The sequence below is a fragment of the Kitasatospora papulosa genome (assembly GCF_000717245.1).
GTDB lineage: Bacteria > Actinomycetota > Actinomycetes > Streptomycetales > Streptomycetaceae > Streptomyces > Streptomyces papulosus.
In genome coordinates this window covers 75,717-93,803 of record NZ_JNYQ01000007.1, presented here as the reverse complement: position 1 = coordinate 93,803, position 18,087 = coordinate 75,717, and the positions used below count along the sequence as shown (strand labels likewise).

General features: G+C 70.4%; 15 protein-coding genes. 13 read left to right on the top strand and 2 right to left on the bottom strand.

Going from position 1 to position 18,087, the window contains the following annotated elements:
* Positions 1-107: 107 nt before the first annotated feature.
* Both IA22_RS0120510 and IA22_RS0120505 read left to right on the top strand, forming a co-directional pair.
* Positions 108-1,709, top strand: coding sequence for an alpha/beta hydrolase (locus tag IA22_RS0120510; protein ID WP_030124399.1), 1,602 nt, complete (start codon positions 108-110; stop codon positions 1,707-1,709).
* Between the two features lie 45 nt (positions 1,710-1,754).
* Positions 1,755-2,318, top strand: a complete 564-nt coding sequence (locus IA22_RS0120505; RefSeq protein ID WP_030124398.1) for a GNAT family N-acetyltransferase — start codon at positions 1,755-1,757, stop codon at positions 2,316-2,318.
* On the opposite strand, the gene IA22_RS0120500 is transcribed toward IA22_RS0120505, so the two are convergent.
* The gene (locus tag IA22_RS0120500; RefSeq protein ID WP_245229591.1) at positions 2,296-2,868 is read right to left on the bottom strand and encodes an adenylosuccinate lyase; all 573 of its coding nucleotides are present in this window, start codon (positions 2,866-2,868) and stop codon (positions 2,296-2,298) included. The two genes, IA22_RS0120505 and IA22_RS0120500, sit on opposite strands and share 23 nt — an antisense overlap.
* Positions 2,869-3,222: 354 nt before the next feature.
* Between IA22_RS0120500 and IA22_RS0120495 the strand changes: the two genes are divergently transcribed.
* Both IA22_RS0120495 and IA22_RS0120490 read left to right on the top strand, forming a co-directional pair.
* On the top strand, positions 3,223-5,004 hold the full coding sequence (locus IA22_RS0120495; RefSeq protein WP_030124396.1) for a 3-hydroxyacyl-CoA dehydrogenase family protein: 1,782 nt from the start codon (positions 3,223-3,225) through the stop codon (positions 5,002-5,004).
* 91 nt (positions 5,005-5,095) lie between these two features.
* Positions 5,096-5,911 carry a TetR family transcriptional regulator gene (locus IA22_RS0120490; protein WP_015579481.1) on the top strand — a complete coding sequence of 272 codons (816 nt, stop codon included), beginning with the start codon at positions 5,096-5,098 and terminating at the stop codon, positions 5,909-5,911.
* On the opposite strand, the gene IA22_RS0120485 is transcribed toward IA22_RS0120490, so the two are convergent.
* Positions 5,898-6,689: a restriction endonuclease gene (locus IA22_RS0120485; protein WP_030124395.1), complete on the bottom strand. Its 792-nt coding sequence runs from the start codon at positions 6,687-6,689 to the stop codon at positions 5,898-5,900. The genes IA22_RS0120490 and IA22_RS0120485 overlap by 14 nt on opposite strands.
* A 127-nt stretch (positions 6,690-6,816) precedes the next feature.
* Here IA22_RS0120485 and IA22_RS0120480 point away from each other — a divergent pair, with 127 nt between their 5' ends.
* The 9 genes from IA22_RS0120480 (at position 6,817) to IA22_RS0120440 (ending at position 18,008) form a co-directional block, all read left to right on the top strand.
* On the top strand, positions 6,817-7,608 hold the full coding sequence (locus IA22_RS0120480; protein WP_030124394.1) for a GNAT family N-acetyltransferase: 792 nt from the start codon (positions 6,817-6,819) through the stop codon (positions 7,606-7,608).
* A gap of 366 nt (positions 7,609-7,974) precedes the next feature.
* Positions 7,975-9,312, top strand: coding sequence for a crotonyl-CoA carboxylase/reductase (gene ccrA / locus IA22_RS0120475; RefSeq protein ID WP_014153038.1), 1,338 nt, complete (start codon positions 7,975-7,977; stop codon positions 9,310-9,312).
* Between the two features lie 8 nt (positions 9,313-9,320).
* Complete coding sequence (locus IA22_RS0120470) at positions 9,321-11,333, top strand: protein meaA (protein WP_030124393.1); 2,013 nt, start codon at positions 9,321-9,323, stop codon at positions 11,331-11,333.
* On the top strand, positions 11,330-12,295 hold the full coding sequence (locus IA22_RS0120465; protein WP_015579478.1) for an HpcH/HpaI aldolase/citrate lyase family protein: 966 nt from the start codon (positions 11,330-11,332) through the stop codon (positions 12,293-12,295). Before IA22_RS0120470 ends, IA22_RS0120465 begins: the two co-directional genes overlap by 4 nt.
* 1 nt (position 12,296) lies before the next feature.
* Positions 12,297-12,824, top strand: coding sequence for a MaoC family dehydratase (locus tag IA22_RS0120460; protein ID WP_030124392.1), 528 nt, complete (start codon positions 12,297-12,299; stop codon positions 12,822-12,824).
* 2 nt (positions 12,825-12,826) lie between these two features.
* Positions 12,827-14,032 (top strand): acyl-CoA dehydrogenase family protein, encoded by a 1,206-nt coding sequence (locus IA22_RS0120455; RefSeq protein ID WP_014153042.1) that lies wholly within the window; start codon positions 12,827-12,829, stop codon positions 14,030-14,032.
* A gap of 182 nt (positions 14,033-14,214) precedes the next feature.
* Positions 14,215-14,862, top strand: a complete 648-nt coding sequence (locus IA22_RS0120450; RefSeq protein ID WP_014153043.1) for a phosphatidylserine decarboxylase — start codon at positions 14,215-14,217, stop codon at positions 14,860-14,862.
* 22 nt (positions 14,863-14,884) lie between these two features.
* Positions 14,885-15,703: a CDP-diacylglycerol--serine O-phosphatidyltransferase gene (gene pssA, locus IA22_RS0120445; protein WP_014153044.1), complete on the top strand. Its 819-nt coding sequence runs from the start codon at positions 14,885-14,887 to the stop codon at positions 15,701-15,703.
* A gap of 169 nt (positions 15,704-15,872) precedes the next feature.
* Positions 15,873-18,008, top strand: coding sequence for a SpoIIE family protein phosphatase (locus tag IA22_RS0120440; protein ID WP_014153045.1), 2,136 nt, complete (start codon positions 15,873-15,875; stop codon positions 18,006-18,008).
* The last annotated feature ends 79 nt before the right edge of the window (positions 18,009-18,087 follow it).

The window sequence follows — 18,087 nt, the reverse complement described above, 5'->3', positions numbered from 1 at the left end:
GAACGGGTCAACTCCGGACGCCACGTGTCCTCCCGCGGCCGGATCCGGGAAGCATGCGGCCGGGGCTGTGCCATCCACAGCCACGATCCCCGGCCCCGGGAGGCCCTATGACGAAACGTGCAGGAATTCTGGTCGCCGTCGGTGCCACGGTCGCGGGTCTGGTGACCGCCGCACCGTCCACCGCGTCCGCACCGTCCACCGTGTCCGCCGACGCGGGCACGCCGGCACCACGCGCCGCCGCGCCGCTCACGTGGACGAGCTGCGGGACGAAGTCGTATCCGAGGCTCCAGTGTGCGACCGTGCGGGCTCCGCTCGACCATGACAACCCGTCAGGCATGCCGGTCACCCTCGCCCTCTCCCGCATCCCGCACACGGCGAAGACCTCGCAGGGCCCCCTGCTGGTCAACCCCGGCGGCCCCGGCGGCAGCGGACTCTCCATGGCGGGCTTCGTGGCGTCCGCGCTGCCCGCGAAGCTGGCCGCGCAGTACGACGTGATCGGGTTCGACCCGCGCGGGGTCGGGAAGAGCACCCCCGCGTTGAACTGCCTGCCGAAGTACTTCGCCCCCGTACGCCCCGACTCCGTGCCGGACTCCTACGCGGCGGAGAGGACGGCACGCAACCGCGCGGCGTCCTTCGCCGCCGCGTGCGGCGAGAAGCACGGCGATCTGCTGCCGTACATGGACACCGTCAGCGCCGCGAAGGACCTCGACGTCATCCGCCGGGCCCTCGGCGCCCGGCAGATCAACTACTTCGGCTACTCCTACGGCACCTACCTGGGTGCGGTCTACGCCAAGCTGTTCCCCGAGCGCGTCCGCCGCCTGGTGCTGGACTCGGTCGTCGACCCGGACGGCGTCTGGTACGAGGACAACCTCGCCCAGGACCACGCGTTCGACGCCCGCCACAAGGCCTTCGCCGCGTGGGTGGCGAAGAACGACGCGACCTACCGGCTCGGCAAGGACCCCGCCCGGGTCGAGGCCGCCTGGTACGGGATGCGCGACGCGGTGAAGAAGCACCCCGCGGCGGGCAGGGTCGGGCCGGGCGAACTGGAGGACACGTTCCTGCCCGGCGGCTACTACGACGGCTACTGGCCGCGTCTGGCCGAGGCGTTCGCGGCGTACGTGAACGACAAGGACCAGGAGGCGCTCGCCACGGCGTACGACGACTTCGCCGCCGTCGACCAGGCCGGTGAGAACGGATACTCCGTCTACACGGCCGTGCAGTGCCGCGACGCCGGATGGCCGCGGAGCTGGAGCACCTGGCGCAACGACACCTGGCAGGCACACCGCAAGTCGCCCTTCATGACCTGGAACAACACCTGGTACAACGCCCCGTGCGCCACCTGGCCGGTGGAGCCGCTGGAGCCCGTACAGGTCGGCAACGACGCGATCCCGCCCGCGCTGATCTTCCAGGCCACCGACGACGCGGCCACCCCCTACGAGGGCGGGGTCACGATGAGCCGCAGGCTCGAGGGGTCGGGCCTCGTGGTCGAGCAGGGCGGCGGCAACCACGGCATCACACTGAGCGGCAACGGATGCCTGGACGCGCACCTGGTGCGCTACCTCACCGACGGCAGCCTGCCGGCCGGGAGCGGCAGCGGTGCGGAAGCGGTCTGCGACGCCCTGCCCGAGCCGAAGGCCGCGCCGGCCGCGAAGGCGAAGGCGAACACGAGGGGAAGCGCGCTGCACGGGCTGCTCGGCTTCCGCGGCTGACGCATCGCCCGCCCCTCACCGGGGGCGTACGCCAGGATGGTCCGCATGATCACACGGACCGTCCCCGGGTACGCCCCCGGCGTGCGCATACGCGACATGGCCCTCGCCGACTGCGCCGCGGTGGCGGAGATCCGGGTGCGCGGCTGGCAACGCGCGTACGCGGGGCTGATCCCGTCGGCGTACCTGGACGCGATGGACCCGGCCCAGGACGCCGAGCGGCGGCGCACCCACCTCATGGCTGAGGGAGGGTCGGTGAACCTGGTGGCCGAGGCACCCGACGCCGAGCTGACGGGTTGGGCCTGTTACGGACCGTGCCGCGACGAGGACGTCCGGCCCGGGAGCGCGGAGCTGTACGCGATCTATGTGCGCCCGGACCGCGTCGGTGCGGGCATCGGGCGTTCGCTGCTCGGCGAGGTGACGGCGCGGTCCCTGTCAGCGGGGTTCGACGCGATCACCCTCTGGGTGCTGAAGGAGAACGTACGGGCCCGGCGCTTCTACGAGCGGGCCGGGTTCCGGCCCGACGGCGCGGAAAAGACCTTCGAGGCGGGCGGTGCCCGGGTACCGGAGGTCCGGTACACACACCCCCTCACCCCTCCGGCAGCTGCCTGAGCGCCTCCTCCGCCGCCGCGCCGAGGCGCGGGTGCGGCAGGGCCGCCTCCAGGACGGGGCGGGCCCTGGAGTCCTCCAGGCTCCCCAGCCCCTCGACGCAGGCCAGCGCGACGCGCCAGTGCGGTTCGCCGGGGGTCAGGAGCCGGTGCAGGGTGCTGACCAGGGCGGGCACGGACTCGGGGGCGCGCAGGGCGGCCAGCAGCCGGACCGGGTACAGGGCGTAGCCCGTGCGCAGGCTGTTGGTGGCGAGCGCGGCAGCCGCCCTGGGGGTCCGGGGGTCACCGAGGAGGCGCAGGGCGTGCGCCGCGGACACGCAGCGTTCGGGATCACGGTGGTTGAGCAGCAGGACCAGCGTCTCGAAGGCGCGGCGGTCGCCTCCGCATCCCAGCCGGAACGCCGCGATCTCGCGGGCCCACAGGGGGCGTTCACGCTCGACGAGCACCAGGGCGAGCTCCTCGGCGTCCTCGGTGGCGAGCAGCCTCCGGAAGTCCTCGGACCCACCTGCCTCGTCGCCGAGCCTGTCCGTCAGTGAGCGGAACTCCTCATCCATGACGGTGAGTTTAGTGACGCGCACGCAGGGTGTTCGCCGAACTGTGTGCCAGTGCACAGGCGGCCAGGGCTGGCGCGCTCGTTACTCGCCGGTTAGTCTCATGTGAGCGGGACACACACCCGCTGGCTCCGGTGGCCTGGTGACGCAGCCACCCGGAGTGCTTGTCGGTTCGGCAGTTCGTGCGACGTGGCTCGGGACGGAGCCCGTCACCCTCACCCGAGCGCCCTGCGCGCCCGGGACCGTGTTCTCACAGCATCACGACACGCAAATTCCGCACACCGAGCGCCGGTTGATCCCCATCCACACGCGCGCCGCCGTGCTCCTCACAGTCGTCACTCACCCTGGAGTCCCGTGATGGACACCCCTCTCACCACCATTGCCGTCGTCGGCCTCGGCACCATGGGCACCGGCATCGCCGAGGTCCTGGCCCGTGCGGGCCGCGAGGTCATCGGAATCGACATCAGCGAAGCCGCGGCGCGTCAGGCCGTCGCCTCCCTGGAGGCCTCCACCGCGCGCGCCGTGCGCCGTGAGCGGATCACGGAGCAGGAGCGGCGGGACGTCCTCGCCCGGTTCCGTACGTTCTCCGACCTGCGGGCCGCCGCGGACGCGGAACTGGTCATCGAGGTCGTGCCCGAGACGTACGAGATCAAGCAGCAGGTCTTCCGCGAGCTCGACGCGGTGGTCTCCCCCGCCACGATCCTGGCGACGGGCACGAACGCCCTCTCCGTGACCCGGCTGGCGGCCGAGTCGCAGCACCCCGAGCGCGTCCTAGGCCTGCACTTCTTCAACCCGGCGCCGGCCATGAAGCTCGTCGAGGTGGTCTCGTCCGTGCTGACCGCGCCGCCCGCGGTGGAGAGCGTCACCCGGCTCGCCCGTGAGCTGGGCAAGGAGCCGGTGGCCGTCGGCGACCGGCCGGGTTTCGTCGCGGACGGTCTGCTGTTCGGCTACCTCAACCAGGCAGCCGCGATGTACGAGGCGAACTACGCCTCGCGTGAGGACATCGACGCCGCCATGAAGCTCGGTTGCGGGCTGCCGATGGGCCCCCTGGCCCTGCTCGACCTGATCGGCATCGACACGGCCCGCACGGTCCTGGAGGCCATGTACTCCGCGTCCCACGACCGGCTGCACGCCCCGGCGCCCGTGCTCGGGCAGCTCAGCGAGGCCGGTCTGACCGGCCGCAAGGCGGGCCGCGGCTTCTACACCTACGACGCCCCCGGCAGCCGGACCGTGGTGCCGGACGCCCTGACCCCGAAGGCGGGCGCGGACGCAGTCACCGGACGGACCGTGTCCTCGGTGGGCGTGGCCGGCTCGGGGACGATGGCCTCGGGCATCGCCGAGGTGTTCGCGAAGGCGGGGTACGCCGTGGTGCTCGCCGCACGCGGTCAGGAGAAGGCGGACACGGCCAAGGCGCGGATCGCGAAGTCGCTGGGCCGCTCGGTGGCCAAGGGCCGGCTGACGGAGGAGGCCCGGGACGAGACGCTCGCCCGGATCAGCGCGTCGGGTTCGCTGGACTCCTTCGCCGACGTCGATCTCGCGGTCGAGGCGGTCGCCGAGGACCTGGAGATCAAGCAGCAGCTCTTCACGACCCTGGACAAGGTCTGCAAGCCGGGCGCCGTGCTCGCGACGACCACCTCGTCCCTGCCGGTCGTGGCGGTCGCCCGGGTGACCTCCCGTCCCGAGGACGTCGTGGGGATGCACTTCTTCAACCCGGCGCCCGCGATGAAGCTGGTCGAGGTGGTCCGCACCGTGCTGACCGCCGACGACGTGCACGCCACGGTCCGCGAGGTCTGCGTGAAGGTGCGCAAGCACCCGGTCGACTGCGGTGACCGGGCCGGCTTCATCGTGAACGCGCTGCTGTTCCCCTACCTCAACAACGCCATCAAGATGGTCGAGGAGCACTACGCGTCGCTCGACGACATCGACGCGGCGATGAAGCTGGGCGGCGGCTACCCCATGGGGCCCTTCGAACTGCTGGACGTCGTCGGCCTGGACGTCTCGCTCGCCATCGAGAAGGTCCTGCACAGCGAGTTCCGCGATCCGGGGCTCGCTCCGGCACCGCTGCTCGAACATCTGGTGGCCGCGGGCTGCCTCGGTCGCAAGACGGGGCGCGGCTTCCGCGAATATGCCCGCCGCTGATACCGGCGCGGGGTGGGGCGGGTTGCTCGGGCCCACGGGTGACCCGCCCCCACGGGCGCGTCACCCTGCACCGATGGGTTACGTTCACCTCATGTCCCAACCCGCCAGGTCCCCCCGCTCCTCCGCCGCGACGGACGCCCCGGAAACCGCCGCCGGCACCCGGGCCGCCGCCCAACGGCTCAAGATGCGCCGCGAACTGGCCGCGGCGGCGATGGAGCTGTTCGCCACGAAGGGGTACGAGGCGACGACGGTCGACGAGATCGCGGGGGCGGCCGGGGTCGCCCGCCGCACCTTCTTCCGCCACTTCCGGTCCAAGGAGGAGGCCATCTTCCCGGACCACGACGACACCCTCGTCAGGGCCGAGGCCGTCCTCAATGCCGCCCCCGCGCACGAGCACCCGCTCGACACGGTGTGCCGCGGCATCAAGGAGGTCATGAAGATGTACGCGGCGAAGCCCGCGGTCTCCGTGGCGCGCTACAAGCTGACCCGCGAGGTACCCACGCTCCGCGAGGCCGAGATCGCCTCGGTGGCCCGCTACGAGCGGCTTTTCACACGGTATCTGCTGGGCCACTTCGATGAGCGCGACCACCATGTGGGCAATGACGACCCGCTGCTCGCGGAGGTCGCCGCCTCCGCCGTGGTGACCGCGCACAACCACGTGCTGCGGCGCTGGCTGCGCGCGGACGGTCAGGGTGACGTCGAGTCACAGCTCGACCACGCCTTCTCGATCGTCCGGGAGACCTTCGGCACCGGGATCGGGGCGGGGCGGACCGTGGGGGGCGAGCCCGCGAGGACGCCGGCCGCCTCGGTGTCCAGGGAGGGCGAGGTCCTGGTCACCGTGGCCCGCACCGACGCCCCGCTCGACGAGATCATGCGCACGATCCAGCAGGCCCTCAAGGAGCACTGAGCGGGGCCTCGGTCAGCTCGGTCCCGGCGACGGTCTCCGCGGACCCGGTCGCGTACCAGGGCGGCGGCGCGGCGCCCTCGCTCCACGCGGTGAGCTCGTCGAGGCCGAGGCAGAGGATTCCGCACTGCTCGGCGTACTCCAGGGCGGGCCCGGTGTAGTCACTCGTGGTCACGACCACGGCGACATCGGCCTCGTGCACGACGTAGCAGGTGCCTCCGAAGCGCTGGAGGTCCTGCGAGCCGACCTTGTTGTCGGCCGTGTACCGCTTGCACTGCACGACCAGACGGCGGCCGTCCGGCGTCGTGGCGACCACGTCCGCGCCGAGGTCACCCGCGCCGCCGACGACCTCGGCGTCCGGGCAGCCGTCGCGCCGGCAGAGTGCGGCCACGGCCTCCTCGAACTCGTACGGGTCCATGGCCGCGTAGTCGACCGGCGGCGGGGACGGAAGGGGTTCGGTCACCTGGACCTCGTCCCGGGCCGCTTCCTCCAGGGCGGCGTCCACGACGTCGTAGGCGGTCTCCACGACCGCCGCGGCGGCCCTCGCGGTCCTCCTGCGATTCCGCCGCCTGCGCAGGAGCACGACGGTTCCCGCCACCAGCAGGACCGCGAGGGTCACGGCGGTGACCGGATGCCGTTCGGCGCTCCGCAGAGCGGTGCGCAGGGCGAGCCCGCCCCCGGCGAGCAGGATGCCGGCGAGGACGAACCCGAAGGCCGTCCTCCGGACGTCGAACTCGGTTCTGCGCCCGTTCCGCTTCCCTCCGCGCGCCCGTATGCCCATCGCGTACCCACCCCTGTCCTTCGCGTTACGTCAAGATCACTTCCGTGTGCCCCGAGGGCACCGGTTGACGCAGCGTCGTCCGGAAAACCCGGTGGTCAGCAGCGGTCCCGCGTGCTCGGATGCGCGCATGGAACCTGACGAGATGCTGGCCCTCTTCGACCACCGGATGCGTGAGCACGCACGGCCCGACGGCCCCGGGGCCCACGTGGAGCGGGTCGGTGACGTCGTACGGCAGACCGGCGGCGCCGACGACTGGAACGGGGTCCTGTGGACGGCCCCCGACCTCTCCCCCGCCCGCGCGGAGTCGGCGATCGCCGCACAGGTGGAGCACTACACCGCCCGTGGCCTCGGCGCGTTCGAGTGGAAGCTGTACGCGCACGACGGCCCGGCCGGGCTGGGCGGGCTCCTCGCCGCCGCCGGCTTCGAGGCGGAGCCCGCGGAGACGCTGCTGGTGGCACCGGTGGCGGGCCGGTCCACGTCGGTGGAGCTCCCCGACGGCGTCCGGCTGCGGAACGTGACCGACGCGGCCGGGGTCGAGCTGATGGTCCGGGCCCATGAGCTGGCCTTCGGCACCGACGGCGCACAGCTGCGCCACCGGACCCTGGCCCGTCTCGCCGACGCCCCGGACACCTTCGTCGCGGTGGTCGCCATGGCCGGCGACGAACCGGTGAGTTCGGCCCGGATGGAGATGTACCCCGCTACCGGCTTCGCCGGGCTGTGGGGAGGCGGGACCGCGGCGCCGTGGCGGGGCAGGGGGATCTACCGCGCCCTGATCGCCCACCGCGCCCGTGTCGCGGCCCGGCACGGTTACCGCTTCCTCCAGGTCGACGCGACGGACCTGTCGGCCCCGATCCTGCGGCGGCTGGGCTTCACGGCCCTCAGCACGACGACGCCGTACGTGTACCGCACCGCGCCGTAGCACCCGGATTAGGTGGCGGACCAGGACATTCCGCCCATGATGTTGCTCATGCGTGCCACCGAGATGACAAGTGAGAGAAATTGTTGGCACTGGGTGCCTTGCCACCTGTCACGCAGTGCCATACGTTGAAGGCGTCCGGGCGGCCGGCGTGCAGAGACCTCTCGTACGCCGGCTGTCCCCGCAGACCACGTGTCGGCGCGCCCGGGCGCCTGCGTCACAGGCAAACCCTTCTGCTCCACCGAGCAGGCACACCGCACCACCCGCCGAACCGACGGCACACCTCCACACCGCACCTTTCCCCTGACCACAGGGGTCCTCCGAGCGTTTCCCCCGACGCCGGAGACCCGATCTGCCGGAGGCATCACCGTGAAGGAAATCCTGGACGCGATCCAGTCGCAGGACAGCACGGCCGCGGACTTCGCGGGTCTGTCCATCCCCGAGTCGTACCGCGCGGTGACCGTGCACAAGGACGAGGCCGAGATGTTCGCCGGCCTGGCCACCCGCGACAAGGACCCCCGCAAGTCGCTGCACCTGGACGAGGTGCCCGTGCCCGAACTCGGGCCCGGCGAGGCGCTCGTCGCCGTCATGGCCAGCTCGGTGAACTACAACTCCGTCTGGACCTCCATCTTCGAGCCGGTGTCGACCTTCGGCTTCCTGGAGCGCTACGGCAAGCTCAGCGAGCTGACCAAGCGCCACGACCTGCCGTACCACGTCATCGGCTCCGACCTCGCGGGTGTGGTCCTGCGCACCGGCGCCGGGGTCAACGCGTGGAACCCGGGTGACGAGGTCGTCGCGCACTGCCTCTCGGTCGAGCTGGAATCCTCCGACGGACACAACGACACGATGCTCGACCCCGAGCAGCGCATCTGGGGCTTCGAGACCAACTTCGGCGGCCTGGCGGAGATCGCGCTGGTCAAGTCCAACCAGCTGATGCCGAAGCCCAAGCACCTCAGCTGGGAGGAGGCCGCGTCCCCGGGCCTGGTCAACTCGACCGCGTACCGCCAGCTCGTCTCGCGCAACGGCGCCGGCATGAAGCAGGGCGACAACGTGCTGATCTGGGGCGCGAGCGGCGGACTCGGCTCCTACGCCACCCAGTTCGCGCTGGCCGGCGGCGCCAACCCGATCTGTGTCGTCTCCAGTGACCAGAAGGCGGAGATCTGCCGGAAGATGGGCGCGACCGCGATCATCGACCGCAACGCCGAGGGCTTCACGTTCTGGAAGGACGAGCACAACCAGGACCCGCGCGAGTGGAAGCGCTTCGGCAAGCGGATCCGCGAACTGACCGGCGGCGAGGACGTGGACATCGTCTTCGAGCACCCGGGCCGTGAGACCTTCGGCGCGAGCGTGTACGTCACCCGCAAGGGCGGCACGATCGTCACCTGCGCCTCGACCTCGGGCTACAACCACGAGTACGACAACCGCTACCTGTGGATGTCGCTCAAGCGGATCATCGGCTCCCACTTCGCCAACTACCGCGAGGCGTGGGAGGCCAACCGCCTGATCGCCAAGGGCAAGATCCACCCGACGCTCTCCAAGGTCTACTCCCTGGAGGACACCGGCCAGGCCGCGTACGACGTGCACCGCAACCTGCACCAGGGGAAGGTCGGCATCCTCGCCCTGGCACCCCGCGAGGGACTGGGCGTGCGCGACACGGAGCTCCGCGAACAGCACATCGACGCCATCAACCGCTTCCGCAACGTCTGAGGTCCACGATGACCGAACGTCAGAAGGACCGTCCGTGGCTCATGCGGACGTACGCCGGTCACTCGACCGCCGAGGCGTCCAACGAGCTCTACCGGCGCAACCTCGCCAAGGGCCAGACGGGTCTGTCGGTCGCCTTCGACCTGCCCACGCAGACCGGCTACGACCCGGACCACGTCCTCGCCCGCGGCGAGGTGGGCCGGGTCGGCGTGCCCGTCTCGCACCTCGGTGACATGCGGCGTCTGTTCCAGGACATCCCCCTGGACCAGATGAACACCTCGATGACGATCAACGCGACCGCGATGTGGCTCCTGGCGCTCTACCAGGTGGTCGCGGAGGAACAGGGCGCGGATCCGGGCAAGCTCCAGGGCACGACGCAGAACGACATCGTGAAGGAGTACCTGTCGCGGGGGACGCACGTCTTCCCGCCGGGCCCGTCGCTGCGGCTGACGACCGACATGATCACGTACACCGTCAACCGCATCCCGAAGTGGAACCCGATCAACATCTGCAGCTACCACCTGCAGGAGGCGGGGGCCACCCCCGTCCAGGAGATCGCGTACGCCATGTCGACGGCCATCGCGGTGCTCGACGCCGTACGGGACTCCGGGCAGGTGCCCGAGGAGCGGTTCGGGGACGTCGTGGCCCGCATCTCGTTCTTCGTGAACGCGGGTGTCCGCTTCATCGAGGAGATGTGCAAGATGCGCGCCTTCGGGCGGATCTGGGACCAGGTCACGCGCGAGCGGTACGGCATCGAGAACCCCAAGCAGCGCCGCTTCCGCTACGGGGTGCAGGTCAACTCCCTGGGGCTCACCGAGGCGCAGCCGGAGAACAACGTCCAGCGCATCGTGCTGGAGATGCTGGCCGTCACCCTCTCCAAGGACGCCCGCGCCCGCGCCGTGCAGCTGCCGGCCTGGAACGAGGCCCTGGGGCTGCCGCGCCCCTGGGACCAGCAGTGGTCGCTGCGCATCCAGCAGGTACTCGCGCACGAGAGCGACCTGCTGGAGTACGAGGACATCTTCGCCGGGTCGCACGTCGTCGAGGCCAAGGTCGACGACCTGGTCACGGAATCGCTCACCGAGATCGACCGGATCCAGCAGATGGGCGGCGCGATGGCCGCCGTGGAGTCCGGCTACCTCAAGTCGGAGCTGGTGTCCTCGCACGCGGTGCGGCGGGCCCGGATCGAGGGCGGCGAGGAGAAGATCGTCGGCGTCAACATCTACGAGACGACCGAACCGAACCCGCTGACCGCCGACCTCGACACCGCGATCATGACGGTGGACCCGGAGAACGAGGCACGGGTCGTCGCCGCGCTGCACGAGTGGCGCGACAACCGCGACGAGTCCCGGGCCACCGAGTCCCTGACGGCCCTGAAGAAGGCCGCGGCGGGCACCGAGAACATGATGGAGGCGACCGTCGAGTGCGCGCGGGCGGGCGTCACCACGGGCGAGTGGGCCTGGGCCCTGCGCGACGTGTTCGGTGAGTTCCGGGCGCCGACCGGCGTCTCCTCCGCTCCGGTGGCCGTCGCCGCAGAGGCGGGGACCCCGCTCGCAGCGGTCCGCGAGAAGGTCGCCCGCACCGCCGGGGACCTGGGTGTCGGGCGGCTGCGCCTGCTGGTCGGCAAGCCGGGCCTGGACGGGCACTCCAACGGGGCCGAACAGATCGCCGTACGGGCGAGGGACGCCGGCTTCGAGGTGGTCTACCAGGGCATCAGGCTGACGCCCGAGCAGATCACCGACGCCGCCCTGGCCGAGGACGTGCACTGCGTGGGTCTGTCCATCCTGTCCGGCTCGCACGCCGAGCTGGTGCCGGACGTACTGCACCGGTTGCGGGACGCCGGCGCGCCGGACATCCCGGTGATCGCCGGCGGCATCATCCCGCAGGCCGACGCCCGCGCCCTCATCGAAGCCGGCGTCGCCGCCGTCTTCACCCCGAAGGACTTCGGCATCACCGAGATCATCGGCCGTATCGTCGACGAGATCCGGAAAGCGAACAAGCTCGACCCTCTGGAGGTCCCCGCATGACTGCCCCTGTGAACCGTCTGCGCCCGCGCCGCTCCTGTCTGGCGGTCCCCGGATCCAACCCGCGGTTCCTGGAGAAGGCCCAGGGCCTCCCGGCCGACCAGGTGTTCCTGGACCTGGAGGACGCGTGCGCGCCGCTTGCCAAGGAGGGCGCCCGGCACCACATCGTGGACGCGCTCAACAACGGCGACTGGACGGGCAAGACCCGGGTCGTGCGCGTGAACGACTGGACGACGCACTGGACGTACCGCGACGTCATCACGGTCGTCGAGGGCGCGGGCCCGAACCTCGACTGCATCATGCTGCCGAAGGTCCAGGACGCGCAGCAGGTCGTCGCGCTGGACCTGCTGCTGACCCAGATCGAGAAGACGATGGGCTTCGAGGTCGGCCGCATCGGCATCGAGGCGCAGATCGAGAACGCCAAGGGCCTGGTGAACATCGACGACATCGCAGCCGCCTCGCCGCGGGTGGAGACCCTGATCTTCGGCCCGGCCGACTTCATGGCCTCGATCAACATGAAGACCCTGGTCGTCGGCCAGCAGCCGCCCGGCTACCCGGCGGACGCGTACCATTACATCCTGATGCGCATCCTGATGGCGGCCCGCACGCACGACCTCCAGGCCATCGACGGACCGTTCCTGCAGATCCGTGACGTGGACGCGTACCGCGAGGTCGCGGGCCGTGCGGCGGCGCTGGGCTTCGACGGCAAGTGGGTGCTGCACCCCGGCCAGGTCGACGCGGCGAACGAGGTGTTCTCGCCCTCGCAGGACGACTACGACCACGCCGAGCTCATCCTCGACGCGTACGACTGGTGCACCTCGGAGGAGGGCGGCAAGAAGGGCTCGGCGATGCTCGGCGACGAGATGATCGACGAGGCCAGCCGCAAGATGGCCCTGGTCGTCGCGGGCAAGGGCCGCGCCGCCGGCATGCAGCGCACCTCCAAGTTCGAAGCTCCGGAGGCCTGACATGCAGTTCGGCCGCACATTTGAGGAGTTCGAGGTCGGTGCCGTCTACAAGCACTGGCCCGGGAAGACGGTCACGGAATACGACGACCACCTGTTCTGCCTGCTGACCATGAATCACCACCCGCTGCACATGGACAGCAACTACGCCGAGCGGACGACGGATTTCAGGAAGAACGTCGTCGTCGGCAACTACATCTATTCACTGCTGCTCGGTATGTCGGTTCCCGACGTCTCCGGGAAGGCCATCGCCAATCTGGAGGTGGAGTCGCTGAAGCACGTCGCGCCGACCTTCCACGGCGACACGATCTACGGCGAGACGACCGTCCTGGACACGACCCCGTCGCGGTCGAAGAGCGACCGCGGCATCGTCCATGTCGAGACGAAGGGCTACAAACAGGACGGCACGCTGGTCTGCGTGTTCCGCCGCAAGGTGATGGTCCCCACCGAGAAGTACATCGAGGAGCGCGGCGGCGAGCAGCCCGGTCGCCCCGAGATCGTCCAGCCGACGAGCAAGAACGCGGAGAAGTAGCCATGAGCCGACTCGCACGGACCGCCGGCCTCACGGATGTCCAGCAGGAAATCCTCTCCACGGTCCGGAATTTCGTCGACAAGGAGATCATTCCTGTCGCCACCGGACTGGAGCACCGCGACGAGTATCCGACGGATATCGTCGAAGGCCTCAAGGAACTCGGCCTGTTCGGGCTGATGATCCCGGAGGAGTACGGCGGCCTGGGCGAGTCGCTCCTCACGTACGCGCTGTGCGTGGAGGAGATCGCGCGGGGCTGGATGAGCGTGTCGGGCATCATCAACACGCATTTCATCGTGGCGTACATGCTCAAGCAGCACGGCACGCAGGAGCAGAAGGACACGTTCCTCCCGCGGATGGCGCTGGGCGAGGTGCGCGGCGCGTTCTCGATGTCCGAGCCGGCGCTCGGCTCGGACGTCTCCGCGATCTCGTCCAAGGGCGTCAGGGAAGGCGACGAGTACGTCCTCGACGGCCAGAAGATGTGGCTGACGAACGGCGGCTCGTCCACCTTGGTCGCCGTGCTGTGCCGGAGTGACGAAGGACACCCCGAGGGGACCGCTCCGCACAAGTCGATGACGACCTTCCTGGTGGAGAAGGAGGCGGGCTTCGGCGAGGTCCGCCCCGGTCTCACGATCCCGGGGAAGATCGACAAGATGGGCTACAAGGGCGTCGACACGACCGAGCTCATCATGGACGGACTACGCATTCCGGCCAATCGTGTGCTGGGTGGCACGACCGGCCGAGGTTTTTACCAAATGATGGACGGTGTCGAGGTCGGGCGGGTGAATGTCGCCGCGCGTGGCTGTGGCGTCGCACAACGTGCGTTCGAACTGGGTGTGTCGTACGCCCAGCAGCGCGAGACCTTCGGAAAGCCGATCGCCCAGCACCAGGCGATCCAGTTCAAACTGGCCGAAATGGGCACCAAGGTCGAAGCCGCCCATGCGATGATGGTCAATGCAGCACGCAAGAAGGACTCCGGGGAGCGGAACGACCTGGAGGCAGGGATGGCGAAGTACCTCGCCTCCGAGTACTGCAAGGAAGTCGTCGAGGACGCCTTCCGTATCCATGGTGGCTACGGCTTCTCCAAGGAGTACGAGATCGAGCGCCTCTACCGCGAGGCCCCGATGCTGCTGATCGGTGAAGGTACCGCCGAGATCCAGAAAATGATCATCGGTCGCCGACTGCTCGAGGAATATCGACTCGAGGGCTGAAATGTACCTTTCGAGGTGATTTGGTGGCGAAGAACATCACACCCGGTCACCCCTGTACGGAGCCTTTCAGCTGTCCGACTCGGCTGCTGGCTTGCCCAGTTGCCACTCGCACCCGATAGCATCGACGGAAAGCCGCCGTCCCCCCGTTGCCAGCGCGGCATCATCCGCTACGAAGGTCAACCATGCCCGACAGCCAAATCCCTGCAACGCGCGGCGGGGTCCGCCTCGCCCGTGGAGCATCGCCGTGGCTCCTCCCGACCGTCGCCACCGCGGCACTCAGCCTCGCCCGGGCCCGCAAGTCCGGACGCTGGGCCGCCGTGGCCGTGCCCACCACCGCGCTCGCGGCGGGCATGCTGTGGTTCTTCCGCGACCCCGAGCGCGAGATCACCCAGGGTCGCGTCATCTCGCCGGCCGACGGCGTGGTGCAGAGCATCATGCCGTGGAAGGACGGGCGCACCCGCGTCGCGATCTTCATGAGCCCGCTGAACGTACACGTCAACCGGGCTCCGCTGGCCGGCACCGTGACCTCGGTCGAGCACATCCCGGGCGGCTTCGTCCCGGCGTTCAACAAGGAGAGCGAGAACAACGAACGCGTTGTCTGGCACTTCGACACCGAGCTCGGCGACATCGAGATGGTGCAGATCGCGGGAGCGGTCGCCCGTCGGATCGTCCCCTACATCCCGCAGGGCACGAAGGTGGAGCAGGGCGAACGCATCGGTCTGATCCGCTTCGGCTCGCGCGTGGACATCTACCTTCCCGAAGGTGTCGACGTCGCGGTCGAGGTCGGCCAGGCCACGACCGCGGGGGTGACTCGAATTGACCGTAGTTGATCCTGAGACGCAGGCCGGCTGGGTGCCGGAGGCCGACGAGGAGGACGACGCGGAGGACATGCCGCTCTCCATGCGGCTGTCGATAGCGGACACCCTCACCCTCGGTAACGCCACGTGCGGATTCATGGCGGTGTACTTCACCACCACGGGGATCCTCATCCCCCACCTCACCGGCAGCGACGAGTCGGGCATGGCCCGGCACTCCGCCGCCACCGCGGTGATCCTCATGCTCCTGGCAGCGGTGTTCGACCTCTTCGACGGCCTCGTGGCGCGCAAGCTGCGTTCGTCGCCGATGGGTGCGGAGCTGGACAACCTCTCCGACCTCATCAGCTTCGGCCTCGCCCCGGCGTACTTCGTGCTGGTGTACGGCATGGTCGCGGACGACGCACACCAGCGGGTGTCGGCGCTCGCGGCGATCGTGGTGCTGCTGGCGGTGGTGCTCAGGCTTGCGCGGTTCTCCTGCGTGACCTTGAAGGACGGCATGTTCCAGGGCATGCCGAGCCCCTTCGGAGCGCTCACGGTCGTCTCGATCGTGCTCCTGGAGCTGCCCTTCGTGCCGACGCTGCTCGCGATCATCGGAGTGGCGTGGCTGATGGTCAGCCGGGTCGAGTACCCGAAGCCGCGGGGTGTCCTCGCGGTGGCCATGCTCAGCTGGATCGTCGCAGCGATGGGCCTGCTCGCCGCGTGGGCGTTCGACGCCCCCGGCGGTCAGCTGCTCCTGCAGACCGGCTGCGCGCTCCAGGTGGTCCTGGGGGCGGTGATCCCGCTCTTCGCCACGGCACGGCGGGTGAACACCTTCCGTGACAACCGGCGCGAGGCACGGGCGGCTCAGCACCCGTAACCACGCGTGATGCTTCGACGAGGGCCCGGATGCTCCCCAGCATCCGGGCCCTCGTGCGTGCGGCACCGGCCCCGGTGCCCGCGTCCGGCCCCCCGGCGTGCTCGCGGACCGGGCGCGTCGTGTCCGTCAGCGGGTGCGCGGCCGCCCGTCCCGGGGGACGCTGGAAGGCGTGCAGGACCATGCCGCCGCCGTCTCCGCCACGGGTTCGGGCACGGAGCTGCTGGACAGCGCCGTCGCCCACGTGGTGCACGAGACCGGCGCGTCCGTGGCGATGCTGTACCTGCTGTCGCCGGACGACGCCACACTGCACCTGGCCGTGCTCGCCGGGGTGCCGGGCCAGCTCGCGACTCCCTGGACCCGGGTGCCGCTGTCCGCACCGATCCCGGTGGCCGACGCCGTACGGCTGCGCTGTCTCATCTGGCTCGGCAGCCAGGAGGAGCTCGCGCGCCGCTATCCCCGGCCCGCGCTCGTCCTGCCGTACCAGTTCGCCCTGGGCGCCGCGCCCGTCCACACCGGCTCCACGGCCCGGGGCGGACTGACGCTGCTCTGGCCCGGCTCGCACTCGCCCCACCTGGCACCCCAGGAGCGTGAGGCCGTCGTCAGGGGCTGCCACGGCATCGGCATGCTGCTGGAGCAGGCCGAGAGCAGCGGCTACCCCGTCCTGCCCGGCACCCAGCCACGGGTGCTGTCCCCGCCCGAGCCGGAGCTCCCGGACCCGACCGAGGCCAGGGCCGCCGCGGAGTTCATCCGGCGGCTGCCGGGAGGGAGCTGCTCGCTGGCCATCGACGGCACGGTCGTCTTCGTCAACGACGCCGCCGCACGGCTCCTGGGAGCCCACGCCGAGGACGTGCTGGGGACCCTCCCCTGGGCGTCGCTCCCCTGGCTGGACAACCCCGCCGTCGAGGACCACTACCGCGCGGCCGTCATCGGCCGCCAGCAGACGTCCTTCACCGTGCTGCGGCCACCGGACCGGTGGCTGGCCTTCCACCTGTTCCCGAACGACACCGGCATCAGCGTCCGGATCGTGCCCACCTCGCGGCCCGGCCCCCAGGACGTCCCCGCGCCCGCACTGCCCACCTCCTCCTCGGTGCCCAGCCGGGCGACCGCTCTCTACCACCTGATGCACCTGGCGGCCACGCTGACCGAGGCGGTCGGCACACGGGACGTCATCGAGCTGACCGCCGACCAGCTCATGCCGGCCTTCCGGATACAGACGCTCGTCGTGATGACGTCGGCGGAAGGACGGCTGAGGGTGGAGGGCGCCAGGGGCAGCCGTCCCGCGCTCATGGAACAGTTCGACGGTGCCCCGCTGACCTCCGCCACACCCGCCGCACAGGTGCTGATGACGGGGATCCCCGACTTCTACCCGACCTTCGCCGACCTGGAGCGCGCCTACCCCTCGGCGGACCTGCGCGACGCGGTGGCAGCCTGCGCCTTCCTGCCGCTGATCGTCTCCGGGCACCCGGTCGGTTCGCTGGTCCTGGCCTACGACCGGCCCCGCTTCTTCGAACCCGAGGAACGCGCGCTGCTGACCTCCATAGCGGGGCTGCTGGCCCAGGCGCTGGACCGTGCCCGGCTGTACGACACCAAGGACCGGCTCGCGCACAGCCTGCAGGCCCATCTGCTGCCCCAGATGCTGCCCGCGATCACCGGGCTGGACGTGGCGGCCCGCTACCTCCCGTCGACGCGGGGCATGGGCATCGGCGGGGACTTCTACGACCTGATCCGGCTGGACGGCACCACGGCCGCAGCCGCCATCGGCGACGTACAGGGCCACAACGAGAACGCCGCCGCGCTGATGGGGCAGGTACGCACGGCCGTGCACGCGTCCGCGGGCGCTCCGCCCGACGAGGTCCTGGCGCGGACCAACCGGCTGCTCACCGACCTCGACCCCGGTCTCTTCACCAGCTGCCTCTACGTCCATCTCGACCTCGCCGGGCACACCGCCCGCATGGCCACCGCGGGCCATCCCCCGCCGTTGCTGAGGCAGCCGGACGGGCAGACCGAGGTCCTCGATCTGCCGCCCGGCCTCCTCCTGGGAATCGACCCCGCGTCCCGGTATCCGACGGCCGAGTTCCCGCTGCCGCCCGGCGGGGCACTCGCCCTGTACACCGACGGGCTCGTGGAGGCGCCCGGGGTGGCCTTCGACGACGCCACCGCCGACCTGGCCGCGCACTTCGCCCTCGCTCTCGACCAGGACATGGAGTCCGTCGCCGACACGCTCGTGCGGTACGCCAAGCGCGCGACGCCGGGCACCGACGACATCGCCCTGCTGCTCATCAACGCTCTGCGGGAGGAGGGCTGAACGTGCCCGGGCAGGTGGGCCGGGGCACCGTCGCGGTGGAGAGCCCTGGGGCGCCGAGGCGGTGGGGTTTCATCGGCGC